The organism is Arachidicoccus terrestris (genome assembly GCF_020042345.1).
Classification (GTDB): domain Bacteria; phylum Bacteroidota; class Bacteroidia; order Chitinophagales; family Chitinophagaceae; genus Arachidicoccus; species Arachidicoccus terrestris.
Window position 1 is genome coordinate 2023787 of sequence record NZ_CP083387.1, and the last position, 26965, is coordinate 2050751.

Annotated in this window: 18 protein-coding genes; all 18 read right to left on the reverse strand. The window is 43.4% G+C overall.

Annotated elements, in window-relative coordinates; all coding sequences use genetic code 11:
- Nucleotides 1-3: 3 nt before the first annotated feature.
- Nucleotides 4-1569 carry a right-handed parallel beta-helix repeat-containing protein gene (locus K9M52_RS08095; protein ID WP_224071555.1) on the reverse strand — a complete coding sequence of 522 codons (1566 nt, stop codon included), beginning with the start codon at nt 1567-1569 and terminating at the stop codon, nt 4-6.
- 98 nt (nt 1570-1667) lie between these two features.
- Complete coding sequence (locus K9M52_RS08100; RefSeq protein WP_224071556.1) at nt 1668-2987, reverse strand: IPT/TIG domain-containing protein; 1320 nt, start codon at nt 2985-2987, stop codon at nt 1668-1670.
- Nucleotides 2988-3053: 66 nt separating this feature from the next.
- Nucleotides 3054-4934, reverse strand: coding sequence for a RagB/SusD family nutrient uptake outer membrane protein (locus K9M52_RS08105; RefSeq protein ID WP_224071557.1), 1881 nt, complete (start codon nt 4932-4934; stop codon nt 3054-3056).
- A gap of 23 nt (nt 4935-4957) precedes the next feature.
- On the reverse strand, nt 4958-8410 hold the full coding sequence (locus K9M52_RS08110; RefSeq protein ID WP_224071558.1) for a TonB-dependent receptor: 3453 nt from the start codon (nt 8408-8410) through the stop codon (nt 4958-4960).
- Nucleotides 8376-8621: a hypothetical protein gene (locus tag K9M52_RS08115; RefSeq protein ID WP_224071559.1), complete on the reverse strand. Its 246-nt coding sequence runs from the start codon at nt 8619-8621 to the stop codon at nt 8376-8378. The genes K9M52_RS08110 and K9M52_RS08115 overlap by 35 nt, the downstream gene beginning before the upstream one ends.
- Before the next feature lie 80 nt (nt 8622-8701).
- Nucleotides 8702-9958: a FecR family protein gene (locus K9M52_RS08120; RefSeq protein WP_224071560.1), complete on the reverse strand. Its 1257-nt coding sequence runs from the start codon at nt 9956-9958 to the stop codon at nt 8702-8704.
- A gap of 66 nt (nt 9959-10024) precedes the next feature.
- Nucleotides 10025-10582 carry an RNA polymerase sigma factor gene (locus K9M52_RS08125; protein WP_224071561.1) on the reverse strand — a complete coding sequence of 186 codons (558 nt, stop codon included), beginning with the start codon at nt 10580-10582 and terminating at the stop codon, nt 10025-10027.
- 406 nt (nt 10583-10988) lie between these two features.
- Entirely contained in the window at nt 10989-11873 is an 885-nt protein-coding gene (locus tag K9M52_RS08130; RefSeq protein ID WP_224071562.1) for a glycerophosphodiester phosphodiesterase family protein, read from the reverse strand.
- Complete coding sequence (locus K9M52_RS08135) at nt 11870-12763, reverse strand: PfkB family carbohydrate kinase (RefSeq protein ID WP_262902430.1); 894 nt, start codon at nt 12761-12763, stop codon at nt 11870-11872. Before K9M52_RS08135 ends, K9M52_RS08130 begins: the two co-directional genes overlap by 4 nt.
- 5 nt (nt 12764-12768) lie before the next feature.
- Nucleotides 12769-14256, reverse strand: coding sequence for a mannitol dehydrogenase family protein (locus tag K9M52_RS08140; protein WP_224071563.1), 1488 nt, complete (start codon nt 14254-14256; stop codon nt 12769-12771).
- Between the two features lie 15 nt (nt 14257-14271).
- Nucleotides 14272-15201: an ABC transporter permease gene (locus tag K9M52_RS08145; protein WP_224071564.1), complete on the reverse strand. Its 930-nt coding sequence runs from the start codon at nt 15199-15201 to the stop codon at nt 14272-14274.
- 24 nt (nt 15202-15225) lie between these two features.
- Nucleotides 15226-16698, reverse strand: coding sequence for a sugar ABC transporter ATP-binding protein (locus K9M52_RS08150; protein ID WP_224071565.1), 1473 nt, complete (start codon nt 16696-16698; stop codon nt 15226-15228).
- Between the two features lies 1 nt (nt 16699).
- The gene (locus K9M52_RS08155) at nt 16700-17719 is read right to left on the reverse strand and encodes a substrate-binding domain-containing protein (RefSeq protein WP_224071566.1); all 1020 of its coding nucleotides are present in this window, start codon (nt 17717-17719) and stop codon (nt 16700-16702) included.
- 12 nt (nt 17720-17731) lie between these two features.
- The gene (locus tag K9M52_RS08160; RefSeq protein ID WP_224071567.1) at nt 17732-19162 is read right to left on the reverse strand and encodes a sialate O-acetylesterase; all 1431 of its coding nucleotides are present in this window, start codon (nt 19160-19162) and stop codon (nt 17732-17734) included.
- Between the two features lie 25 nt (nt 19163-19187).
- Nucleotides 19188-20210: a LacI family DNA-binding transcriptional regulator gene (locus K9M52_RS08165; protein ID WP_224071568.1), complete on the reverse strand. Its 1023-nt coding sequence runs from the start codon at nt 20208-20210 to the stop codon at nt 19188-19190.
- Nucleotides 20211-20246: 36 nt separating this feature from the next.
- On the reverse strand, nt 20247-21812 hold the full coding sequence (locus K9M52_RS08170) for a calcineurin-like phosphoesterase C-terminal domain-containing protein (RefSeq protein ID WP_224071569.1): 1566 nt from the start codon (nt 21810-21812) through the stop codon (nt 20247-20249).
- A gap of 8 nt (nt 21813-21820) precedes the next feature.
- Complete coding sequence (locus K9M52_RS08175) at nt 21821-23638, reverse strand: RagB/SusD family nutrient uptake outer membrane protein (protein ID WP_224071570.1); 1818 nt, start codon at nt 23636-23638, stop codon at nt 21821-21823.
- A 10-nt stretch (nt 23639-23648) separates the two neighbouring features.
- Nucleotides 23649-26930 (reverse strand): SusC/RagA family TonB-linked outer membrane protein, encoded by a 3282-nt coding sequence (locus K9M52_RS08180; protein ID WP_224071571.1) that lies wholly within the window; start codon nt 26928-26930, stop codon nt 23649-23651.
- Nucleotides 26931-26965: the final 35 nt, after the last annotated feature.

The window sequence follows — 26965 nt, forward strand, 5'->3', positions numbered from 1 at the left end:
AAGTTAGGGAATCTGGGCAGCACCGATGCTTATTTTTTTATTGTCAATTCTGGGCGCGCCATAGATATCGGTCATTCCAAATAAAGAGATGTCTTCTAATAAATGACCCGCATTCCAAACAGGCGAATGAAGCGATAAATGCAAATCCGGTTTTTGCAGATCTTTACATCCAGGGTCTATTCCATAAACCGAATGGGTGTCCTGCCCACTTACTTTTTGCCAGTTGGAGAAATCCGCAATATTTTCATCATCCTGGATATGATTCCAGTTCCATGCACCACCATCTGGACTGTAATAACAATTATAGTCAATCGTATTATCCTTTCCTGATCCGGTATACTTATGAATAAATATATCTCCAGGACCTCCATAGATCAGGTTATTCATAACAACGTTATTCTCGCAGTGTTCCGTTAGCCTGATCTCACCTTCTGTTTCCCCAAACGCGCCTTTCATACGATTATTTTGAAACAGCGTATTATTCAGTATATAACAGTTTTTTGTTCCGGATCCGACAAAATTCAGGTAGTCACCCATGTATATTCCTGTTCTGTTACAATTGTAGACATAGTTATTCCTGACAATACAGTCTCTGCTGGCATATAGATTACTCTCACTGATCAGGCCGATTCCCCGGTCTGAATCATATACAATATTGCGCTCAATAATCGTACCCGCCCCACCACATACATAGATGGCAATCGCCCCATACATATCCCCCCATATATCGAGGCTATTGCCCATCGATATATTATATAAAGTATTATCACTGACGATGCCATTGCGGGCAAAGTTAGTAGCAGGGTCTCCTTTGGGGTTCAGATTATCGCCGCCGGCGATAATGATGCCTATATTTTCCGTATGATACAGCGTATTACCGCTTACTTTGAACCCGTCTATATTACCGGCGAGGGTAATATTCTCGCTGGTCCCTGTCTGTGTATCATGTACGGTACAACCGGTAATCTCCAGTCCGGTTATAGGTTCACGGCCCGTACCCAGTACCAGGATCGCGTGACCACTGCGCCCTTTTGCAAGCGGTGCATTATTTTTAATATTATAAATCCGGCACTGCCTGATATGAATGTTTCTTGCGGTACCTGTAATTTTAATGCCTTCAGGATCCGTACCGCCATCTCCGGTTACAAAATTAGCCATATCGATCCCTTCCAGGCAAATATTGCTGACATCCGTCATATTCACCAATGCCTGCCAACCGGAAACGGAAAGCATACTACCATCTATAACAGGTATTTCTCCGGGATACGCCTTGAAAGTAATGTACTTATCCTCGGTACCGCTTCTTGTAACCGTGACGGGCTGGTAATAATGTCCGCCTCTCAGCAAAACCGTATCGCCGGGGGCCAGTTTAGGCATTACCGCATTCACGGACTGAAGCGGATCTCCGATGGTTCCTTTTCCATCATCATGCCCATCAGGAGATATATAATAAACATGTTGCCCGGTCTTGCTCCCATTTTTATTTTTGTCAGTCGGAAGAGAAGCTTTCGAGCAGCTTAAAAAAATCACGCTCACTGACAGAAGCCATATTCTTTTATGACAATTCATCAACCACGTCATTGAATAATATTAAACAGTATTTAAAAGAGTCAAAAGGACAGCCTCATTTTGGGAGGCTTTCCTTTTGAACAGTCATCCCCTGAGTGCTACTCAGAAATAATCTTTCTGACGACATTATTATTTTTATCAATCACATAAACGGTTCCGTTCTTATCAACTGCCACGCCACCTGGCGCGCTAAATGACGCTGCCGACCCGACTCCTTCCAGATATCCGGCGGTTCCACTTCCGGCAAAGGTGCTTACTTCCCAGGTCCCGTTCTCGATGTACCGGACACTCTGGTCCAGATTATCCGTTCCTCCGTTCCAGGTACCATTGCCTGCTACATACAGGTTGTCGTTTTTATCAATGGCCATCCCCCAGGGCAAACAGAACCGCGCATCAGCACCCTTCCCGTTGACATATCCGGCTGTACCCGCCAGCCCGGCGATATCAGTAGCATTCCAGGTAGTGGCATCAAATCGGGTGATGACATTTCCCCCGTTTATAGCCGCTATCAGATTTCCTTTTGAATCAAGGCGTATACAGGAAGGGTAGTTCAGGCCGTCAATAATCACTTCAGCAGTGGTGTACGGTGCTTTTACCTGGTAAACCGGGCCGGGAATCCGGCAGCTACTGTAATAAATTGTCTGATCCTTTTCATCCATCGTCAGAGTCCAGGGATCAACGCTGGTGTAAAAAAGGGTCGTCACCTCTCCTTCCGGTGTGACCTTACGAATATTCCAGTTTCCGGGATCAGCTACGTAGAGATTACCGGACTTGTCAATGTACAGATCATAGGGAAGACTGAATGTTGCCTGATTTCCTTTCCCATCCGCATTTCCGGAAACAAATGGATTACCGGCCAGTGTCGTAACATTACCCGCCGTATCAATTTTCCGAATACAGTGATTGCCGGGATCCGCCACATACACATTCAGATCATCGTCCACAACGATACCCATACTGCGATACCAGTTGTTTACGGGATCTGTAAAATGAAACTGTGCGCTTAAGCCACTGCCGTTACTAAAGCCAGACTGCCCGTTGCCCGCTAGTGTACTGACCGTGCGGGTGAATAAATACTGAAAGATCCCTTCGCTTTTCGCACTGTCCTTACCGATTCTGACACTTACAGGCCCCGAACCGCATTTTTTCGGCACGACAACCATGATCTGCTTCGTACTGGCAGCAATGACTTTCAGTATCGTTCCATTGACGGACACCTCAAGCATAGAGGTATCAGAGGTGAAATTCTGTCCGCTGATCAGCATTTCGGTCCTTCCGCTTCCGCGGCTGGGCGTAAAACTGTCAATGATGATTGTTCCGGCCGGGCTGTAATCTCCCTGCTGGTCCTTTTTACATCCTGTCGTGGACAATAAGATAGCCCATATGGATATACATAATATAAAGATGAACTTTTTCATGCGATATTTTTTTTCTTTTAATCTTGCGTTAACTACTTCAAAACACGATCTGTACACCCCTACCTGTTACCATAATGGATTTTGTACCAATGCCTGGTCCTTATCCAGGTCGTCCTGGTAAATAGGAAATAAATACATTTTATCGTCCCAATAGCGGACCTGCAAGACTTCGCGTTTATAATAGTCTTCAAAAGCGAACCCCTGACCATTGTCATTTTCAGAAACATTCATTCTGTAAATGGTCTGAATTTTCGGGTCATTCATCATTTTGCGACGTATCAGGGTATAATAGCGGTCCCCCTCGAAGCATAGCTCAATCTGACGCTCATGGATGATCACTTTTCTCATTTCAGCCTGTTTGCCTATTTTCTCAGGATAGACACTGGCAAAACCGGGCAATCCGGCCCTGGTTCTGATCGCATCAAGATATTTAACGATATCCGGATTGGTCGGATCATACTCATTGAGCGCTTCAATATAATCCAGCAGGATCTCTGCATACCGCATATGAATAAAGGGCCTGTAAACGATCGTATTGGTTCTTGTATTTGATGCCGGGTTGGCGCCTTTCAAAGGGAGATATCCGGTCACATCTCCTGTCGTAACGGGGACACCTGCCTTTCCGCTGTAATAGAACTCCACCCTGCCCCTGCCGTCGACGTTTTGCGGCGAAGAATAAAAATTGCGGTCATCTACTGTAGGGGCGGCGATCACCGGAGCACCATTATAAAGGATGGCAGCATAAAATCGGGCTTCCCGGTCAACATACATATTGCTGTTACCGGCAACATAGCCTCTTTTGACCCCATCCCTGCTCAACCCCCAGCCGGCAGGGTCGTCATGCTGAACAAATCCTTTTTCCGTATAGCCGCTGGCCGGGTCATCAATCGTCCTGCCGTTGCGCATATAAAACGCATCCACCACATTTTGCGTGGCGTTAGTCATATTATAGCCGCCGGGCGCCGGCGCGATCCGTATTTCATGCCCCCAATACCAGTCGCCGACTATATTCGTGGAGAAAATGATCTCGCTATTCCAGTTCGTGATAAAGAGGTCCCTGAAAGATAAATACGGGTCAAAGGTCGCATCACCTTCGTCTATATTGGTAAACAATTTATAGACCCCCATGTCGATTACTTCTTTTGCTGCATCCGCAGCAATTTTCCATTTGTTCTGATCATAATTTACCGGCACCAGTAGGCTGCCGTCCTTGTTTTTAAAATCTTTGAATTCAGAGTTGCCATTATACAGAGGGCTTGCAACGAGCAGTGCCAACTGGGCTTTGGCGGCTTTACAGGCTCCTGACGTAGGCCTGCCGTAGTTCGATGCATTCCAGGAATCAGGAAGGCCTGCGGCTGCCCTGTCCATCAGGCTATTGATCGTAGCGACACAAGTGTCAAGCGGTGCCCTCGGATACTGATTAAAATCCTCATTCAAGCTTAGTAAATGATCTAATTTAACAAAGGGACCGTATTGCTTTAATAATTCCAGATAGAACCATCCTCTTAAAAATAACACCTCATGCTTATACTGATTCTTAAGATCAGCGCTTAAAAGGTCATTAGGTACACGATCAATATTCTGTTCAAATACGATGGACTGCCTGATGCCGGCATAATAACTACCCCAGGTCTGCCAGAAATTGCTCTGCGCATTCCAGTTGCCTGAGGTCATCAGGCGCACCGGCACCCCGGCGATGCTGCAAGAGGTTTCATCACTTCCACCTAAACGCGTGTAGCGATCATCCACATTATTGGCGGCGACATAACTATATACCTGGTTTAAGTAAGCTTCTGCATTAGCCCTGGTCTGCCAGATCATATCCGAGGTCAGTAAATTATCCGGTTTTTGATCCAGGTATTTGCTGCAACCTGTCGTCATGAGCAAGGTTGTCAGCAGGATCAGCATTAAACAAAGGCGAGATTCTGTTATATTATTGCTTTTCATGTTCTTTACTTTTTTAAACTTTACTAAAAGTTGGCCCTGACACCCAGTGTGATCATTCTGTTGATCGGATATTTGGCTCCGTTAGACCCTAGTTCAGGATCCCATAACTTAAACTTGCTGAATGTAAACAGGTTCTGTCCGGAGAGGTAAAAGTAAAGACTTGAAAGCCCGGCGCTTTTCACCTTCCTGGAAACAACTGTATAACCGATAGAAGCCTGTTTTAAACGCATATAATCCCCGCTTTTTAACCATCTGGTACTGTTCAGATAATTATTATCCGTCAGTGAACCAATGGTGATTCTCGGATAATAGGCATCCTGCCTGGGGTCTTGCGCCGTCCACCGGTCTTTGAGTATGGCCATTGTGTTATTGGGGAATTGTCCGATACCCGAAAAAGGTATAACGCCTACGCCGTCAGCGCCGGCGCCATTACCACGGATTTCAGAGCCATTGGCCATGATGCCCACACCTGATACACCCTGAAAGAGCATGGACAGGTCAATATTATGCCAACTGACCGTAAAGCCGGCCCCATAGGACCATTCAGGAAATGGAGATTTACCCAGATAAGTCCAGTCATTAGCATCTACGACATTGTCATCTTCCGGATTCAGGTTCTTATACTTAATGTCGCCGGGTGCCACCACGCCAAACCCCTGGGTGGCATGCCCTGAAATATCATCCGCATCAACAAAGAGACCTTCATCAATATAGCCGGTGAATTCTCCATACATGTGACCGGTGCTTCGCTGATAGCCATACTTTCTGATCGGCTCATCCTCAAAAACTGTTCTGTTCTTGGCATAGGTCGCATTGGCATAGACCCTTAACCCCAGTTCACCGATCTTGTCATTATATTCTATCGTTCCGTCAAGTCCCCGGTTATTCATCTTCCCCAGATTGGCATAGACGGCCGAGTTGTTATATCCTGCAATAGAAGATAAGGTCTTGCGCGCGATAAGCAGGTTCTTACGATCATCCTTAAAATAATCTAGGGTAATGCTCACCCGGTCCTTAATGCCTACTTCAAGGCCGATATCTGTTTTGTAGGACTTTTCCCAGGTCAGATCCTGCACACCGATAACACTTTCATTAAGGCCGCCAAGGGCGCTTCCATTTAGTCCGAATCCGGCTGTTCCTCCTCCTGTAATTTGCGTAATATACGGGAACCGGCCGCCTCTTCCGATATTATCATTACCGACAATCCCATAAGAAGCCCTAAGCTTTAAAAGCGAGATCGTATTGTTTAAGGTTTTAAAAAAATGCTCCCTTGAAATCACCCACCCACCGGAGACGGAAGGGAATAGTCCGAATTTCCTACCCGGTTCAAAATTCTCCGAGCCCGTATAGCCTGCATTGAGTTCCAGCAGATACCGCTCGTCATAACCATAGGTCAGTCTGCCGGCAAGGCTCTGGTTGCGATAAGGAATTGAGCTGACAGCATCACCTGCTGAACTTACTAAGCGATTGCGCATATTATACAGTACCATGGCTCCAACGTGATGCAGGCCGAACCGGCGATCATAATTGATATTGCCCTCCAGATACATCGTCCTTTCTCCGGTTGAACTTTTAGAATAGTTCAAAAATTGCTGGCCAAACCGGGTCTGCACAAAAACCAGCTGGCCATTATCATCCCTGCCGGACGCTGCATAAAGATCATTTTGTCTGGCCCGGCGATTATCAAACTCCCCATAGCTATCAAACGAAAAGCGGCCATAGGCACTCAACCCTTTGGTAATGGCATCTAATTTCTGGTTGACGGTAAAAACAGATTGCACGGTGGGCCTGAACTCTTTTGAATAACCGTTATTCTGTACTTCATTTAAAGGATTAGAGCCTCCGTTGCCAATGGGTCCCGCCCACTTTTCATCTGAAAATTTTACCGGGAAGCCTACAGGTGTCGTTGCATAAGATATATACCACAGAGATCCCGCAGAGATCCCCGGATACTTCGCATTAACCAGCATGGCATCCAGGTTCATGGACAAAATAGTACTCTTGGTCAGATTGATATCCAGATTTGTTCTGAAATCATAGCGTTTAAAATTCAGGTTAGGATTAAAGTCGTTCAATGTTTTCACATTATATGGCCCGTCCTGATTATAGAAAGAGGCAGATACATAATAACGTACGGCTTCGCTACCGCCTGAAACATTTAAATTGACGTTGGTCAGAGAGGAGCTTTTCCCGTAAACTTCTTTCATCCAATCCACATCAGGATACATGTAGGGGTCCAGTCCGCTGGCTGTTTTCTGAATTATTTCGTCTGAATAAGCGGGCGCCAGTCCCATGTTCCGCCGCGCTTCATTATAGAGTTTCATATATTCGACACCATTCAGCATTTCTGGTGTCTTCGTAAAGCCCGTAAGTCCTGTTTCTGCTTTCAAAGAGATTTTAGGCTTACCGGCGATCCCCCGTTTAGTCGTAATGATAAGTACGCCGTTAGCACCTTTCGCACCGTACATGGCCGTTGAAGACGCGTCTTTTAAAAGGCTGATGCTGGCGATATCCTCCGGGTCGATATTATTGAAGGACCCGCCATAAGAGCTGTTCACGTCATCTCTTTGTACACCGTCCACAATAATCAGTGGCGAAGTATTACCCGTAAATGTACCGATACCCCGAATAGTAAACTGCGCATTGTCATATCCGGGTTCTCCGCTGGACTGGACGGAAATCACGCCGGCTACCTTGCCTGCAAGGGCGTTGGTGAGGCTGGGTACGGAAGTCTGCATGTCTTCCATATTAACAGAGGAGACGGCGCCTGTGACTGTCAGCTTGGACTGTTTGCCATATCCGACGACAACCACATCATTTTGAATGGTTGGCTTAGCAACCAGTGTTACTTTCATCGTTCCTTTTTCGGGGACAGCGACCTCCTGACTGATCATACCCACCATGGAGACCGTTATGGTCGCACCGGGCTTCGCTGCCATCGCAAACGCACCCAGCACATCTGTGAGCGTTCCCTCATTGGAGCCATTCACCAAAACAGTAGCCCCGGCTATGGGTTTTCCATCGACATCCATCACCGTCCCTCTGATACGATTGCTGTCAACCGCGGGGAGATCAGCCGGCGACTTTTCTTTGGGAAGAGATGGCGCTTTGACCTTTTTGACAATCAGGATCTTGTCTCCTTTCAAGGTATACTGAACAGGCATTTTTGCAAATAACATATTCAATACCTCTCCTACCGGCTTCGATTTACAATCCAATGTAACCAATTGGCCATCATCTAAAACATCATTGGAATAGAAAAATATCAGCCCTGTCTGTTTTTTTAACGAACGTAAGACATTCAACAGAGGTGTCTGCTGCTCATGTAAAGTTACCGGTAGTTTGAGTTTTTCGGGAGCCTGCTGAGCCATTACCCGGGGACCTGACAGCAGCAACAAGAATGCGCCGCAACAAAGACACAGGTTCAAATACACTTTTAATCTACGCCATTTTTGACGTGAGGCAATCATGTGCATAATTATCTTTTTTAAGTAGCATGGGAGAAATAGAAGAAGAACCTTGTTCTTCATAAATAAATAACAACGATTCGTTAAAAACGGGTGAACCATTCTTAACTTTTATTTTTAATTTTTCGCTCTTACCGCTAGAAAAAAATAAAACACCCTCATTGCCAATGGCTTGCTTCCGGAAAAAAAATCGAGTGCCGATAGTTTCCGTTGTGTCCAAACATCGAAGTATGACATACCCAAAAGAAGAAAAAGGCGGCGTGACAATGATGTTATTAAGATCAACCTTTCGAATATATCTTATTGCAAATAAAGATGATCATCTTTATAGTAAGGCCGCACACCGGCAGTCACAGACAGATCACTTAATAGTTCAGGAAGATTACTGCGGTTCATTACACCGGTTACCGAACGGGCGCCTGTTTTCGCATCAGCTACCGTTACCGGGACACCAAAATTTCTGGAAATAACTTTTGCCAGCTGGTCAATCGTCATATTATGGAAATAATAGACTCCGTCCAGCCATGATAGAACGTCATCCTTATCAAATGCATGCGTTTTAAACCCATTTTTGACTTCAAAGGAAGCTTCGTTGCCTGGTCGAAGTAAGATCGGCTTTCTGGCAGAGCTATTGTCTTTGGTGGAAATACTGCCCTCCACCAGGGCGGCTTTAACGGCACCTTTCTGGTAAGTGTTCACATTAAATTTAGTCCCCAATACCCTAATAGAAGTAAGCGGCGTGTGAACAATAAATGGATGGGCAGGATCTTTTGTTACCGAAAAATAAGCCTCCCCATCTACATATACCTCACGGGTAGCACCGGTAAAGTGAAATGGGAAACGTAAGCTCGTCGATGAATTAAGTGTAATTTTTGTGCCGTCACCCAGCGTTATACGGTAAAACCTTCCGCCCGGTACAGTCAGCAGATTCTGGGCCGTGTCCGCTGCATTAAATGTCAGGCTATCTGTATTCAAGGCGATAGCACCACCTTTTATCTGGATTGTCCGGCCGGGTTGTTGAGCAGCGATGGCCACTTTTTTACCACTGGCCAGTTGCAGCTCAATCTCTTTTTTATCTTGGCGGACAATTGAAGCGATTTTTTCGATATTGGTTATCTTTTCGCTGCGGGTAATCCAATATCCCAGGCCTGATAGGCAGGCCAGCACAAATACAGCTGCAGCCCATCTCCACATATGACGAATCATCCTGGAAGGCGTTTTGCCTAACGCGTCCGGCTTGTTTGCAGAATCCTTATTCTCATTGGTATCAATCGCTCTCTCCTTTAGATTACCTGCCGTCGCAAATGGATCATCTGACAGGTTATTTACATTGCCGGCGTCTCGCTGGTCCTGCTGTCGCTGATTTAATCTCGTTTTTACCTCCTGCAGCGCTTCGTTTTCATCGATCAGTTTAGAGAACTCTTCTACTTTCAGATTCTGTCCTTCTTTTTCCAGGGTCAGCCATATTTGTCGAAATGCTGCATTATCTTCTAACTCCTGTTGCACAAAAGACTGATCCTCAGGCGAAATGATGCCCGTGATTGTTTCAAAATACAAGAGGTATATTTTATCCTTAACATTCATGATTCTAATAGCAACAGTTATAATAGCATATGGGTTAATTTAATTTTCGTTTTTTGCGCCTTTTCTCAATACTTTTAACGCGCTTTTTAAATGAGTCTTAAGTGAGTTGACGCCAATACCCATCTCCTCAGCCGCTTCACTATATTTCTTTTTCTGAAAATAAACCAGGTTAAGCGCCGTCTTCCTTTGACCTTTCAACCGCTCCATTAACCGGGATAGAAGAACAGAATAATTCCTATCAGCGCCTTCCAGATCTTCTTCAATAAAACGGTCCGTATACATTAACTGGTACTCAAGCTGCTTTTCTATCTTTCTCTCCCGTGCTTTAATAGCATTAAAGCACCTGTTCCGGATTGCCAAAAATAGATAACCTTTCAGGTCCTCATGAAAATTTTCATATAGTTTCTTTTCCCAGATATCCATAAAAAGATTCTGTGTAAGGTCATAAGCCTCACTTTCATCCTTAAGAAAATAAAAGGCGCTCACAGCCAGCAGCTTAAAGTATTTTTTGTATAAAGCATCAAAAGCCTGCAGATCACCATTTTTTAAGCGATCCAATAATTCGTCATTGCTGTAATGGGCATTTTGCTGATCCATTTCTAATAATGCTAGCTAGGCAGTTCTTTTTTTCAAAGCTTTCCTTTCCGAAAATCGGATAACCCAGTCTTTACTTGCCGGCAAAGCGCCACATCGCCATACGCCAATCGTTTCTTTCCTAATTTCAAATTACTGGCAACAGAGTTATGAAAGCAATTTATCCATCTGCACGCAATAGCAATATTAAACTTTATATTTTATAAAGCATCATGTATAGACAATAAAACAAATATTTTAAGCAATCGATTGAGTTAGATAAAAATTTGATGCTCAATTAGCAACTCAACTGCAGCCGGCAGAACGAGAAAACCCAAACAGAAATCATACCAGTCATTATGATCTTGCAGGGCATTCAACTTTATGGCGGGTTCGCGCATCACAGACACGCTCCTTTTCCCGCATTCAGCTAGTTAATCATTCCCGCAAACAAAGCCGGGTAGTCCGTTTCGATAATATCAGGCCGCTTAATCAGTTCTTTTATATAGGCATTTTTGCGTTGCGCATTTGTTCTCAGTTTGTCGAACGTCGGGGGAAAGGAATAAAAGCACATGACGCCTTTATGTCTTAAAAAACGGCAAATATCATTTGTGTTATCTGAGACTGAATCTCCAACATAGGCGATAATCCGGTTATATGGAATCTTGGTTGCAATGAAAGCGTTCAGATCTTCCTTTTTTTTAATCGCCACGCACAATAAAACATTATCCAACCGATTATAATAATACAATGCCTCCTTCATAGAGCGAACACTTAAGATCAGATTCGGATACTTATTATCCTTAAACATTTCAACATACCTTGACCAGGGTATATTTTTATTATCCAGATTAAAGATCGTCTTGTCTTTGCCCCATTCTAAGGCTTCTACCAACGTTGGAATTCTATAACTCGTCAGGTTCCCCTGACGATCCTTCAGTCTTGCGTTTTTAATTTCCGCATAGGTATGCGCACTTACCTTTCCTTTCATATCAGATACTCGCTCCAAATCATCATCATGCATCAATACAATAACGCTGTCTTTCGTAAACCTGGGATCAATTTCAAAAAACGAAGGCATTAAAGTGAGCGTCTTTTCCATGGCTTCTATTGAATTCTCCGGATAACCTGGCAGTAGCCCACCCCGATGTCCGGAAATAATTACAGGCTTATCGTCTTCATAATGAAAAAACTGCTGCAACTCAGCCATGTTTTTTATAACAGTTCTATGAAGTTTTCTCTGAGCCACACAGGTCGCTATCGTTAAAACCAGTAAACCGAACAATAATGCAGGGCATTTCACATTCTTAATCATATTAATGAACTTTTAAAATTCTCTAAATCTGTTAAAGTATAGGGGGGACAGCCTCCATTACGCGTCGCAATATAAGCGCTCAAAATAGCAGCCTCTTGTAAAACCTCTTTGTTACCCTTCCCAGAAAGCTTTCCATTTATGAACGCTGCTAAAAAGGAGTCCCCACTTCCGACAGTATCCTGAACCTGTATTTTGACTCCACGCACATTTACAGATACATCCCTATTATAATAAGAGGCACCCTCTGCCCCTTTTGTAAGTATCACTTCGTCCAAATTATCAAAAGCTGATAAAACCAAAGATACCCCTTCATTTTCACTACTACATGATCCTTTACATAACCGGCATAGGAAATACAGTTCTTCCAGATTGATTTTAATACTCTTACATGCCCTTATAAGTGGCATAATCACCTCCGGTTCACAATAGGGCTGGCGGAGATTGAGATCCAGTATCGGCCAGTTGCAGACTTTAAGATATTCCAGCAACACATTTCTGGTCATTTGGTTTCTGGCGGCTAATGTTCCATACACAAAAGCATCCGAATCTGCAATCTCTCCGGCGAGGGTGTCATTGTAAGTGAGGTAATCCCACGCTACAGCCTCTGTAATATCATACTTTACCTCTCCTTCAGGTAAAAGATTAACCACCACAGTAGATGTGGGATAGGTTTGTGTCTGAGGGCAGAAGCGTGTATCTATTCCCCAATTTGCAATATGACTGATAAGCTTAACTCCAAGTGCATCCTGACCCACCTGAGAAACAATGATCGGTTGTCTGTTTAGTTTAGATAAGTGATAACACACATTGAGCGGCGCCCCACCAATTGTTTTTGTCACACCAAAATCATCCCACAACACTTCCCCAAAACAAACTATTTTTTTCCCCATTATCACTAAGATTCTAATAATTGATGAATAAATAACCTTCTCAGTTGGATATCAGAATTTGATATACCCTGAACATAGGCAACAAATAACGACTGTGCCGCATCTGAAGACCGAACGGCCTCCAACCCGGGGCCATTGTCCCAGAAAATGCCAGCATCAAATCCATCAGTGCGGAACAATTCTAAGAGCGTCTCTTTATTCTGATCTACCACCATCGCCATTTCATCCCTTTTAAAAGCAGTTGCCAGGTAGTAATACCAGGCCGCAATAATCAGCATCCCCCATTTAATCTTTCGGCTTTTTGCGGCCAATTGGTCTGAGATGACCGGTAAAACAAACTTAGGCAGCTTATCTGTAGAACCTGATATGATTCTGGCTGTACTGTCGTTGATCATCGGGTTGCTAAACCGGCGTACCAGTTCGTTAATATATTCCATATAATGCACTTCCTGTATTTCATCCAGCGTATCCATCACTTCCTCCTGACAATAGTGGATATAAACGGCTTTAATAAGAGGATCCGCAATGGCCGTGTGGATTCTGTCATATCCCAGCAGTTCTCCCAATAGGCCTGTTAAGGAGTGTCCGCCGTTAAGTAGGCGCAGCTTCATCTTTTCATAGGGGGCAACATCTTCGACCAAGGTGGCGCCCATCGCTTCATAGGGCAATCCTTTCAGTCTGGGATCATCTTGAATAACCCATTGAAAAAAATCTTCACAAACCACCAGGCATCTATCTTCTAATCCGTAGCTGGCTGCAAACTCATTTTTCTGTTGCGTGGAAGCTACCGGTGTGATTCGATCCACCATTGTTTTCACAAAGCTAACATGCTCCTCCACCCAGATGATCAAATCCCGATCAAATTTCTTTAAAAATTCCAATAGAGCAAAACGAAGGATATCGCCATTGTGTTGCACATTATCACAGGACATCAGTGCGATACCTTGCGCACCTGCTTCCATCCGTTGCCTTAGTCCTTCAGCCAGAATTCTGAATATGGTTTGAGGCGTATCTGCCCGTTTCAAGTCACTTTGAATCGAAGGTGTTTCCCATATGAATATATGCTTGTCATAATCTACATTATATCCACCTTCCGTAATGGTAAAGCTAATCACTTTTGTATCGTCGCTAGCGATCTTATCTAATATGGCAGCGTAATCTTTTATGGGATGTAGTAATTCTTTAATGGCACTTACCAGCACATCATGTCTCGAGCCATCTGCCGCGAAACTTTGTACAAAATACAGGCAGTCCTGCACACGAAGTGCTTCCACAAACGGCAAGTCTCCCGGTAGAATACAAAGACCGCAAATACCCCAGTCGGCATATTTTTCCCGGAAGTTATTTTTTAAATTTTGCAATGCCCATGCCTGATGCGCCCTATGAAAACCGCCCACTCCGAAATGTACAATAGGCATGACAACGCTTTTACTTTGTTTTTGTGGCAAACTCAGCAAATCAGCCGACAATGCACTTTCATAGTTTAATATCATCTAAATAAAATAATTTTAACTGCGTTGAAAAAGAACTGCTGCAATAATGATCACCCCCTTTATAATCTGTTGCAGGTAGGAGGTGATATCCAATAAATTCATGACATTACCGATCATGCTAAGTATAAACACACCCAGTAGTGTATTTAGTAGAGACCCCCTGCCGCCGGCAAGCGAAGCACCTCCGATCACCACGGCAGCTATCGCATCCAGCTCAAGGCCTATTCCTATATTTGGCGTACCCACGCCGGTACGACCAACCATTAATAATGCGGCTAAAGCTGTAAGTACGGTACAGATTGCATATACAGCAAACTTTGATTTCTTAACCGCAATTCCAGATAAACGCACCGCTTCTTCATTGGAACCAATGGCCAGGACAACGCGCCCAAACACATTAAATTTAAGCAGTATATATAAAATAAAGAATACTATTAAAAGAACGACAGCAGAGATCGGAATTCCCGCTATCGAACCAGACCCGAGGATAAATATATCAGAAGAATGAGGACCGACACTTACCGGTGCTCCCTTTGAGAGCAGGTAGCCGGCGCCTCTGATCATCGTCATCATTGCTAATGTGACGATAAAGGAAGCAATCTTCCTATAGGCCACAAGGTAACCTGAAATCGCACCCAGCACCAGCCCGATTAACAAGGATAAAGCAAACGCTACAGGAAAATATACTTCATAGCTCAACAGCGAAAAACAAACACCTATCATTGCAACAACCGATCCGACCGATAAGTCAATGCCCCCTGTCAGTATTACTAACAACATTCCCATACTTATCAAACCGATCGGCGCAGATTGCCGGATCAAATTGGAGATATTATTTACTGAAAAAAAATTCTGTGTAATCAGCCCCGATACAATCAACATTAGAATAAAAATAGCGATTGTATTGTACTGATAAAATTTACCAAGGGTTGTTTTAATCCTCATTATTTAGCTTTTATAATTTTATGGTTATTCTATAGCCAGCCGAAGCAACTTCTCTTCAGAAAAGCCTTCTTTTAACACCTCTCCTGTAAATACCCCTTTTTTCATTACAGCCACCCTGTCACATATGGTCATCAGCTCTTCCAGATCAGAGGAAACGACAATTAACGTTTTTCCTTTATTAGCTAAGTCAAATAAAATATCATATATCTGCGCTCGTGCTCCGACATCCACACCCCGGGTGGGCTCATCAATCAATAAAATATCTGCACCGCTGTTGATCCATTTGGCAAGAATCACCTTCTGCTGATTGCCTCCGCTTAGGGAGCCCACTTCCGAATCTATAGATGCGCATTTGATCTTAAGCCGGTCCACGAGGGAGGTAACATTTTTTTGCTCTATCTTCTCTTGAATAAATCCAAATGCATTCTTGATCAGGGCGTAATTCGTCATTGAAATATTATCGCGTATGCTACGGCTGAGAATGCCACCATCCTTCTTTCTGTCCTCGGGAACCATACCAATCTTCCCGGCCACGCTCATCTTTGGGGAATCTGTCTGAATGTTTACATCATCAATGGACACCTTTTTCCTCTTAGCTCCATCAGCACCGAAAATCGCTCTTAAGAGCTCCGTCCTGCCCGATCCTACCAACCCCGCAATGCCCAAAATTTCTCCGGACCTTGCCTCCAATTCAACGTCAGCATTGCCCATGGGAAGTCTTACGCCTGAAACGCTGAAGATAGAAGGCCGGTTTAAATGTTCCACCGGATTTCTAAACACCCGTTGAAGCGATTTACCTAACATTAAAGCAATTAGCTTATCATTGTTCAAATCCTTGTTTTCAACGGTCGCAACAGATTTGCCGTCTCTTAAAACGGTAATACTATCTGAAATCTCCAAGATCTCCGGTAAATGATGGGATATATAAATAATGGCAATATTCTTTTTTTTGAGCTTATCCAGTACCTTATACAAAATAGCCACTTCATGCGCCCCCAAGACATCTGAGGGCTCATCAAAAATTATGAGTTTTATATCTGAAGTCAAGGCTTTAGCAATTTCCACGATTTGTTGTTCAGCAACGCTCAGATTTGCCACCTTTTTCCTTACATCCAACTGAAACCCCAGACTTTCAATTAAATGGGCAGCATTTTTATAGAGCGCTTTCCAATCAATCCAAAATGAATCTCCCAGTTGATTTAAATATATATTTTCGGCAGCCGTCAGTTCAGGAACAAGTGAGAACTCCTGATAGATAATCCCTATCCCTTCTTCCCTTGCAGACTTAGGAGAGTCTATATCCCTTTCCTCTCCATCTATGCGAATTATGCCGGTATCCTTTTTAACAGCCCCCGAAAGGACTTTCATTAATGTGGATTTCCCCGCACCATTTTCACCCAACAAAGCATGGATCTTTCCGTATTCAATAGTAAGGTTCACATTATCCAGTGCCTGAATTCCCCCATAACTTTTCGAAATGCCCTTAAGCTCTACCATCTTAGAATAAGGATTGCGGATTATAAAATTGATTTACATTCTCGGCGTCAATTACCACTGATTTCGTATAATTCACCTGCTTAATACCTTTTTCATCATTTAAATACCGAACGACCACATTTACCATATTCCCTCCTAAAATATCCGGACTGTTTTGAGCCGTAACACTATAAATTCCTTTTTTAATCAATGCATACGCTTCCTTCTGGCCATCGACACCCACAACTGCGATTTTCCCTTCCAGCCCCATTTCTTTTATGGTTTTTAAAGCACCGATGGCCATTGCGTCATTTTCTGCAAAAAGCACATTCACATCCTTGTGTGCCACCAGAATATCTTCCATCGCCTTCAGGCCGCCGTTATTCGTCCAGCCTCCCCAACCCTGGGTAATAATTTTGAAACTCGTGTGATTTTCATTATGCAACTGTGCATCTGCGAGTCCTCTAACAAAACCGAGCCTCTTTTCCCGCCCTACTGGATTACCTTGATTCCCACTAATGAAAGCGATTTTAAGCTGTGACTTTCCAACATGATTGACAACCCACTGTCCAAGCAATTCTCCATTCAACTGATTGTTGGCAACAACGCTGGAAATATACGGAGCGGCGTCATCAATAAAACTGTCCAGAATGAACACCGCGACTCCCATTGACTTGGCCTTCTCTACTACCGGAATCAACGCTTTAGGGTCCAGCGGATTAAGAATCAGCACTTTTATCCCTTTAGACAGCAAATCCTCTACTGCCAATACCTGTTTATTAATATCGCCCTGACCATCAGTAGACAGATATTGCATTCCATAATGCAACGTATTTTCCCGAACGGCCTTTTCCAGCGCAACATAAAATGGCGCGCTCAGTGAGGGCGTACAGTAGCCAACTACAATAGCAGACAAATCTTTCTTAGAAACATACATATCCGTGCTATCCTTTAAGGAAAGCTGTTTTTGGCCACGCTGCCCCTCAGGAAGACAAGATGAAAGTAATAAACAAAAAAGTAAACTATAAATACATGACTTCATAATCGATAGGTCTTATTTTGTGGGTTGATTCCAGTTGTCGAGTCTGAACAAAGAAACCGGCAATCCATTGCTGGAATATAAATTCGTTAATGTAGTATCTGAAAAAGCGTATCTCACTGAAACGGGATGCTGGATGGATGGGTTAAACACGATCAGCTTATTTCCGTCAATTTTGTAGGATGCCGGCAAAAATTTTCTGTCCTTACCTGCTATATATAATCCATGTATTATATCTCCATTATGTACTTCAAGCTTTTCATGATCCATATAATGAAAAGAAATAATGATTCTATTTTTTTCAATTGTATAGCTTTTTAAAATGGGAGAATAGGGGTTCTTAGAAATTGCATGATAAACATTTACCAGCGCAAGATCCGCCATCCGGATGGCAACTTCCTTTTTTAGGATCGGATGGATATCATTGATATTATTTACCAGATCCGAGGTCAATACCATAGCGGCATTCTCAACAGACAAAGAAACCTGATTTTGAGCTTCCCGTACAAGGGCTCCCCGCTGTAAGCCTTTATTCTTATAATTATAGGGGGCTATCTGTGCAAAATAAAACGGAAAATCCTTTTTCCATTTTCTGTGCCAGGAGTTTATTAGTTTAGAGAACAACCTTGCATAACCGTCCCATGAAACCGTGTTATTTTCACCCTGATACCATAAAGCACCAGTTATTCCATAACCAACAAAGGGGTAAATCATCGAGTTCCAGGCCTGGCCGGGCAAATGGGGTTTAAAGGGCGCCAGTTTCTGAAGTCTTGATTTTGCAGAGAGGAAACTATCCGTTAACACTTCTCCGGCAGGAAGCCAGACTTCTGCACAAGTTCCGCCCCAACTGGCATTAATGACACCAACCGGCACATCCAACGTTTGACTTACTTTCTGAGCAAAAAAATAGGCTATGGCCGAAAAGGGCCTTAAAGAAACAGAATCACATGTCTGCCACATATCATAAATGTTATCCTGTGGTGTCTCAGATGCAATATCCCGTACATTTAAAATTCTAACCTTATTGTTAAATGGGCCATGCAGCACGTCGAGCATTTGGGGTAACTTATGCGCCGCACTTCGCTGCATATTTGACTGCCCGGAACAAATCCATACTTCGCCCAGCAGCACATCATTTAAAACCAGCGTATCATTTCGACAAATGACACTGATCTTATACGGGCCACCTGCCTTGGCAGTAGGCAAATCAATTTTCCATTTCGCAGTACCCAATGCCACTGTCTTGATCGTGTCTTCCATCCAACTGGCCTTTACAAAGACTGGCTGTCCCCTCTGCGCCCATCCCCAAAAGGCGGTTGTCGTATCACTTTTGAGCACCATGTGGTCAGAGAAAAACCTGGGCATTGTAATCTGTCCATACCCAGATAGCAAGAAAAGAGCCAATATAGCTGTTATCAATATCCTTGTCCGGATTCGCCTTTGCATAGAATACATAATTAAAGTTTATAAATTATTGTCTGTCTGAAGACCTTCGTATCACTAATTTTCCAATGAATTCATTTGGTTTTTCGATTAAACCCTGCTCTTTTTGATCAATCTCTTTCAGTAAATATTCGATCGCCGTCTTGCTCATTTCAGGCAGCGGCTGTTTATAATATGAAACGGGAGTCCTGAATATATCATAGGCCTTGGCTTCATCAAAACAGACAATTCCCAACTGTCCCGGAACTGCTATGTCAATAGCGGCTATCTTGGACAGTCCCGTCATCGCGACCTTATTGGTAAAGAAACAAAGCCCATCTACTTTATCTCTGTATAAGGCGTTATTAATCACCTCATCCATCTGAACATCCATTTGATCCTCTTCCAGCTCATAAATAAACGGGCGGCTACCCAACAATTCCGATGACGCATCCATAAACCCTTCTTTACGTTCCTGAAGACTAACCAGATTCCTGTTAATCGTTACCGCGCCCAATCGTTTAAACCCGTTATTATAGAGGTGCTCTACAATACTTTTTGAGGCGGCCCGGTTATTGAGAAGAATGGCAGGTATCTCAGGATATTCATAAAATTTCCTATCAATTATAACAAAGGGCTTACGCTGATCCTTAAGCATCTGTATGCAAGACTCGGTTTTTTCCGGCATCGCCAAAATCAGTCCGTCAACTTGCCTGGAGAGCAAAAGTTGTAAGATAGAGTTAAACCTCTTTGGATCTTCATGTGCGCTTCCATAGATCACACGGTAGCCGTACTTATCTGCCTCTTCCTCTATATATTTCGCAATTGAAGAATAAAACAAGTTAGAGATATCCGCTACAATCAGGCCCAAAGTTTGCGTTCGGTTGGTCTTAAGGCTTTTAGCGATTTGATTAGGCGAATAATTCATCTTAGCGGCGAGATCCTTTATCCTGGCAGCTGTATTTTCATTGATTTTATCTGTTTTCTTCCCGTTTAACACATAAGATACCAAGGCTACGGAAACTCCGAGTTCGCCTGCAATATCCTTCATTGATACTTTTCTATTTCCCACTGACTAAATTTTAGACATGAAGTTATAATTAAATGCCTAATTTACATAACTGGCAATTCCGGTATAATCGGTCTGTAGACGATTACAACGATAGACGTTTCCAAACTTATCCTTTGCGATAATTTCAAAATTAGCATTTGAAACATCACCATTCAACCGGCCTTCAAAAAAATGATTCTCCGATTTATCAAAATCTGATCCCACGGCTTTCCCTAATTCTTCCATATGATAATAGGTCGCCCAATAATCCCGGGAGGTAACTCTTTTCATAAGGCCCAGGCTTTTACCATTCTGGTATAATTCCACAGTCCAACTGTCATCCGCATCCCAGACATTTGCGACAATCCATCCATCGCCGGAAAGATTCAGGTTCACCGGTGCGCTATAATAATATGTGAATTTCCCTGCCGGCCCGAAAGCCTGCCGGGCATCGTATGCCCTGATCTGAAAGGAGCGATCATAGTTTGTCGCTTTATAGAATTCATCGACGATCTTTCCATTTTCAATTTCGAAAACACCATAGCCATTCGGCGTGCCATCTGCACAGACATTTGAATTCCACCACGCCCCGCATGCAGCACCATGAATATACTCATAAATTTTTTTGCCATTGACTTCATGAATATATTTATCCGGATAGTGTGTGTGCCCTGTCATGATATATGCAGAAGAGAATCTAGATAATAGCTGTAACACCTCGTTATAATGCACGTTTGTATTAACGCGACTGCCCGAGCGAAATGGAATATGGGACGCAAAAATCACCATATAATCATCTGAAACATAGGAAAGATCCTGTTCCAGCCACGCTAATTGCGCATCCGTAATACCACCACTGTACTCCTGTTTCCCGCTGTAGATTACATTATCCATGGCGACCACATGTGTTTTCCCTCTATTAAATGAATAATCCGTAGGACCGAAAAAATGCCTGAAATTTTCAGCACTCGCCTCTTCATTCGGCGCAGTTTCGAGGTGATCATGATTGCCAATGACCTGAAAAAAGGTGACTTTCTGCTTGGACATTGATGCCTTCATTTCACTCCATAAATCAGGAGCATCAAAAACAATGTCTCCCAGTGTCATTGCATAGGGATTCGTTAGGGAAGGTACAATCTCATTGATGTCAGGGATTGTCTCGTTCCTATAGCGCGATACTTCCTGAATGTTTCTACATTGAGGATCTGCGACGAATAAAAAAGTGAACTTGGATTCAACAGGCTGGGCAGTTAAGATAAAGTCCTTCCTTATCCATTTGTCAACAGACTCAATCGACTGATAAAAGACAGGATTGTTATCTGCATCTACAGCAATTTTATAATTAGAGGGTGTGCTATAGAAAACAAATTTTGCGCGCTTATCCCGTTTGATCTGATAAACACCGTTGGCATCTGTCTTTACTGAAGAAAAACCATCACTTACCACAACTTCTTTTACAGGTGTACCTTTATCATCTGTAATGACCCCATACAAAGTAGTGCTGTCGCCAATTTTCGTATCATTAATGACACCTGGCGGAGGTGCAGGTTGCAGCGTTTCCTTATCTTGCTTGCTACAAGAAAGCAATAGGCATATAAAAGACAGTATATATAGCTTTTTCATTTTACTATTTATTTATTTTTCCACAAGTAGTTTTGCTCAAGATTAGGATTTCTGGTAATCGCTTCTAGCGGTATGGGCCGCAGATACTTATATTCTTCCCAGACTCGAGGATAATTCCATATCAGATTACCATCCGCGTCCCTGGAAAAGGTCTGAATAGCTCCGGCACCATTTAATTTAATAGAGTTGGGGGACTCACTGGAGCCGATCTGAAAATCAGTAACGCCGTCACCATTGAAATCATAGGGCTTGCTTACGTCTGGGACATAGATGCCCTTCCAGGGATTCTCGCTGGAATTCAGCAATTCTCCTAAATGCCAACGCATCAGATCATCCCAACGAAGGCCGTCTTCCAGGCAGAGCTCAATTGCCCTTTCTCTTCTAATTTCCAACAAAACCGGACTGGTTACAGTGTTTCTATAATAAGCCAAAAGATAGGGGTCCGCAGTTGCCGGATAAATTGCCTTAACGCCTGCTCTGTCTCTGGTAAGAGCGATGGTCTTATTCCAGTCCTCAACCGTAAAAGTCCCCAGCTCTGCTTTAGCTTCTGCATAATTTAGAAGCACTTCTGCATACCGGATGATCGGTAGACTGTTCCAGCTGGCGGCCCTGGCGGTCACTCCACCTGCATCATTGTCTAAAGAGAATTTAATTGGCTGATATCCCGTTTTTGTGACTAACCAATTAGGCGCATAAAGTTTTGTGACATTATTCTGAGTCATCATATACTCAGGTGATATAACAGTTTGCATCAAGCGGTAGTCCCTGTTCGTAAACTCTTCAGAAAATGTCTTTGTCTTATACGACGAACTATTCGTGAAAGGGGTGCCATCCAGGTTCAAATAACTATTAATAAATGTCTTTGTGAGAGATACCCTACTACCATAAGTAGGTGAAAAGTATAACCAGGTAAGATCATGTAAAATAGCTAAGTCATTACTATAGGACCTTCCCCAGATCACTTCTTGCTTCTTTAAAGCAGCGGAGGTGAACAAACTTCTGTAAGCCGTTTTAGGATCACCTGTAACTAAGCTATAAACACCGGAATTCATGACCATTGTTGCGGCGTCAACAGCAGCGGTCAGGAACTTTTTAATAGCCGCATCCCTGTTTTGCCAACTCTTTCCGGTTGATGGGTCAGTTGCATGATACTTCCTATAGGTGCCTTCAAAAAGGGCCACCCTGGACAGATACGCGGCAGCAATCCATTTATTGATAACCGATGCGCTACTGGTATATTTATCCGAGGACGAACAATTTTCAACTGCAAACTGCAGGTCCTGAAGGACTTTGTCCATAACAAATTCACGGGAGTCCCTGGGCTTTTGCAGTGCATCCACATCACTGCTGTTGATAACCTCCTGGTAATAAGGTACACCTCCAAAGGTCTGCACCTTATCAAAGTAAAATACGGCTCTCCAAAAACGGCCTACACCTTCATAGTGGTTATAAACTTCTTCGCTAACTTTTCCTTTGGCCCTGGGTAAGTTATTTAAAAAATAATTTATATTCCTGAGGTTCGACCATGAACTCTCAGACCAGCCCCCTTGATTTTCCGGAGAGACATTTCCGTCAGTTCTCAAAAGATCTGTTGGGATCTGGACGGCGCAATAATCAGCATTAATATCACTGTAGCCTATAGTAGATGCAGAGGGTGTCATTTTCTGAATAAATCCATTGGCATACAATTCCAAATCCGTCTCTGACGCAAAATAGCTTCCTGCGCTCACTGAATCATAGGTATCACGGTCCATAAATTTGGAGCAACTTATAGTGCCCATTACGAGGCTACAGCTCACTATCGTATATATTAATCTTGTCTTCATAATTATTTGCTTAAAAGTTTACTGAAACACCCAAAGTGATGTTTTTCAACATCGGATAAGAATAACCGTTTCCTGTTCCACCCAGGCCTGCCGTTGTTGAAGCGGCAAAATCAGTATCTCCGGATTCGATCACTTCCGGATCAAACATTTTTGTATGTTTAAACATAGGAGAATAGGTCCATAAATTTTCTCCAGTCAAAAATATTCGCGCGGATGTAAACCCGATAGCTTTTATCCATGTTGCAGGGAGATTATAGTCAATGGTAATATTCTTTAATCTCACATAAGCCACATTTTGCAGATAGTGTGAATTCTCCCATGTAAGTGGTCCATCATTTCGATTGGCAGCCAGTGAGACCGAACGGGTCCAGTAAGGATTCTTATCCATATTGGTAACCACCCAATTTTCCGTCGTCTTATCGACCTGTACGATATTGTCGCCTGTTTGAGTCTTCAGCAAGCTATTATAAGCCCGGTTATGCTGGCCCCAGAAGAAGCCGGATTCTGTCCACGGGTACCAGTCACGTTTTAATACACCCTGGAAAAATGTAGATAGCCCAAACCCTTTCCAGTTCAGTGAAAGGTTGAAGCCAAAGTTATAACGTGGCGAGCTATTGCCGATAATAACCATATCACCATGGTCAGAAAGCGTTCTACTACCTTTGGTCATAATCCCGTCTCCATTAACATCTACAAATTTTAAATCCCCCGCATATGCCTGGAACATTTCACCATTTTTGAAAAAATTATAGGCAGGGCCATTGGCAGCTTCCGCATTACTTGCGTAAATACCAGCGGTTTTAAAGCCCCAGATTTCTCCGATCTCCATGCCTTTATAATAGGTGGTCAGGTCCCCATTAGTATTATAATAGTCTGTCACCCAGGTTCTGCTATCCCACATCATTGCTTTCACAGCATAAGTGACGGCATTCTGGCCGGCACCAATCTTATCTCTCCACCCAAGGCTGACTTCCCAGCCGTTCGTCTTTGAACTCGCATAGTTGCCTTTTGGAGAAACACTTCCTAATACCTGAGGTAAATTAGGTCCGACTGTATATAAGTCGGTCGTATATCTTTTATAATAGTCGCCGGTAAACGTAAGCCTATTCCTAAACATACTCAAGTCCACCCCAATGTCATAGGTTTTGATCTTTTCCCAGGTTATGTCATCAGGAATCAGGGAAGGCGCATCTGTGTAAGAAGCTTTCTGACCGTCAATCAAAACAGATGATTTACTGAAGTTCATTACTTCCAAAAACTGGTAAGGACTGATATTGGCATTCCCCAGAGCACCAAAGCTTCCTCTTATCTTCATATTACTGATGAAAGATCCAAAAATATCATTAAACCAATCCTCCTGAGAAATCAGCCATCCCAGGGAACCTGAGGGGAAAAATCCCCATTGAGAATTGGAAGGAAATTTTGACGACCCGTCGTAACGAAAACTGAATTCAGCCAGGTATTTACGATTAAAAGTATAGTTAATCCTGGAGAAAAGCCCAATCAGCCCCCACTGATTGCCCCCGGATGTGGCAGAATAGTAATCACCGTCCATCAAGGTAAACCCTGGTTTAGCCGGATATAAATTCCCGGTTCGGTAAAGCTTTTGATTTTTATACTTTGAATCTTCCAGGTTCCAGCCGCCAACGATATTCAGCTCATGTTTCGGTCCCAGATCAGGCGTAAATGTTCCAACAATATTTGCTGATATATATTCTGTGTTATACCTCCAGTCTTCTAAAGAAGATAGATCATGGTCCTGACCGGAGGCATTGATACCGTTGTAATAAGTATACATATTCTCTGCGCGTTGTCTTTGATCCCGGATAGCCTTGTAAGAGAAAACACCCCTAATATTAAAGACCTTCGGTATGACAGTCGCCTCAATCGAAGTAGAGTTGAATACCTCCAGATCATTGTTATACTGGAAAGAAGTTCCTTCTGCAAAGGCAGCATATCCTGACCGGGCTGCTGTTTGTGTCCATGATCCATCCGGGTTCTTAATGTTTGCCACCGGAAAGGCAAACATATCAATCTGCCTGGGAACGACCATCTGGCCATAATGCATCATGGGCTGTAAATACGTATTTCTGTATAAAGTTGTATTGTTTGTAAGCGTAAGCCAGGGACGTAATTTGATCGTTCCTTTTGCACGCACATTATATTTTTTAAATTTCTCCTTGCCTACCTTATAAATACCGTTCTGCGTATAATATCTACCGGATACATAAAAGCTGGCATTTTCTCCACCACCGGTCAGGCTAAGCGCGTGAGAACTTGACATATTGCTTCGTTTATAAAATTCGCTTAACCAGTTGGTATGCCCATAATATATATAATTACCATTATCATCTATATCATAGTTGTCGAGCGTCGGATCTGCCTGGCGACGCTTCAATTCTTCATACCAGGCATCAGAGTAAGGAAAATAATTATTCATTAGAGAAGGCACTGTCGCACTGGGAGAAGCGTTAAGATAAGATTGTCTAAATCCCTCTGTCCATTGAACCGGATCATCAACAACACCATCTTCCCACAATACAGTCCTCTGATGGCGGGATTGATTGAAGGAATAATTTAAAGAAGGCTTACCAGATTTTGCCTGTTTGGTGGTCACAAGTATAACCCCAAATGCGCCGCGTGCGCCATACACCGCCGCAGAAGATGCGTCTTTCAACACACTAATGCTGGCAATATCATCCGGGTTAACCGCATTCAGGTCACCTTCAACACCATCAATAATAATCAATGCACCACCGCCTTGCCCTAAAGTATTGTCATATTCTCCTCCTCCCATTTTCCGTGCTTTAAAAGAGGTACCCTGGCCGCGAATGGTAATTTTCCCTCCATGATCCGGTTTACCGTCTGTGGGCAAAATATTCAGACCAGGAACCTGTCCTTCTAAAGCACGTGTCACATTCGGCGTGGGTCGGTCTTTAATCGCATCGCCACTGATTTCTGAGACAGCGCCAATGACCGACCTCTTTTTCAGCGTTCCATATCCCACTACAACGACTTCGTCCAATGAAGGATCCTTCAGGTGAAGATAAACATTTAGGGAGCCTCCGTCACCCGCCCTAAAATAGGCAGGCAAATAGCCGACACTTGAAAAGCTCAGGCTGTCAGAAGGCTTTGCTTCTATAAAGAAGGCGCCCGTTTCTGAAGACAGTACCGTTTTTAAGGTTCTTAAATTCTTAATGGTAACTAACGCCAGGCCGGTACTATCGCTAGCGTTAAGCACCTTACCCTGCCGGCCTTGTTGGCTATAAACAGTGCTCCAAATACACGACATTGTTAATAGCAGGATAAAAAAATGTTTACATCCGA

Coding starts and splice junctions, on each gene's coding strand:
- K9M52_RS08150 (WP_224071565.1), bottom strand. CDS start 16,698: ATGGTAGAGCTTAAGGGCATTTCGAAAAGTTATGGGGGAATTCAGGCA.
- K9M52_RS08135 (WP_262902430.1), bottom strand. CDS start 12,763: ATGGGGAAAAAAATAGTTTGTTTTGGGGAAGTGTTGTGGGATGATTTT.
- K9M52_RS08140 (WP_224071563.1), bottom strand. CDS start 14,256: ATGATATTAAACTATGAAAGTGCATTGTCGGCTGATTTGCTGAGTTTG.
- K9M52_RS08130 (WP_224071562.1), bottom strand. CDS start 11,873: ATGATTAAGAATGTGAAATGCCCTGCATTATTGTTCGGTTTACTGGTT.
- K9M52_RS08100 (WP_224071556.1), bottom strand. CDS start 2,987: ATGAAAAAGTTCATCTTTATATTATGTATATCCATATGGGCTATCTTA.
- K9M52_RS08175 (WP_224071570.1), bottom strand. CDS start 23,638: ATGAAGACAAGATTAATATATACGATAGTGAGCTGTAGCCTCGTAATG.
- K9M52_RS08145 (WP_224071564.1), bottom strand. CDS start 15,201: ATGAGGATTAAAACAACCCTTGGTAAATTTTATCAGTACAATACAATC.
- K9M52_RS08110 (WP_224071558.1), bottom strand. CDS start 8,410: ATGCACATGATTGCCTCACGTCAAAAATGGCGTAGATTAAAAGTGTAT.
- K9M52_RS08170 (WP_224071569.1), bottom strand. CDS start 21,812: ATGAAAAAGCTATATATACTGTCTTTTATATGCCTATTGCTTTCTTGT.
- K9M52_RS08160 (WP_224071567.1), bottom strand. CDS start 19,162: ATGCAAAGGCGAATCCGGACAAGGATATTGATAACAGCTATATTGGCT.
- K9M52_RS08155 (WP_224071566.1), bottom strand. CDS start 17,719: ATGAAGTCATGTATTTATAGTTTACTTTTTTGTTTATTACTTTCATCT.
- K9M52_RS08180 (WP_224071571.1), bottom strand. CDS start 26,930: ATGTCGTGTATTTGGAGCACTGTTTATAGCCAACAAGGCCGGCAGGGT.
- K9M52_RS08105 (WP_224071557.1), bottom strand. CDS start 4,934: ATGAAAAGCAATAATATAACAGAATCTCGCCTTTGTTTAATGCTGATC.
- K9M52_RS08095 (WP_224071555.1), bottom strand. CDS start 1,569: ATGAATTGTCATAAAAGAATATGGCTTCTGTCAGTGAGCGTGATTTTT.
- K9M52_RS08125 (WP_224071561.1), bottom strand. CDS start 10,582: ATGGATCAGCAAAATGCCCATTACAGCAATGACGAATTATTGGATCGC.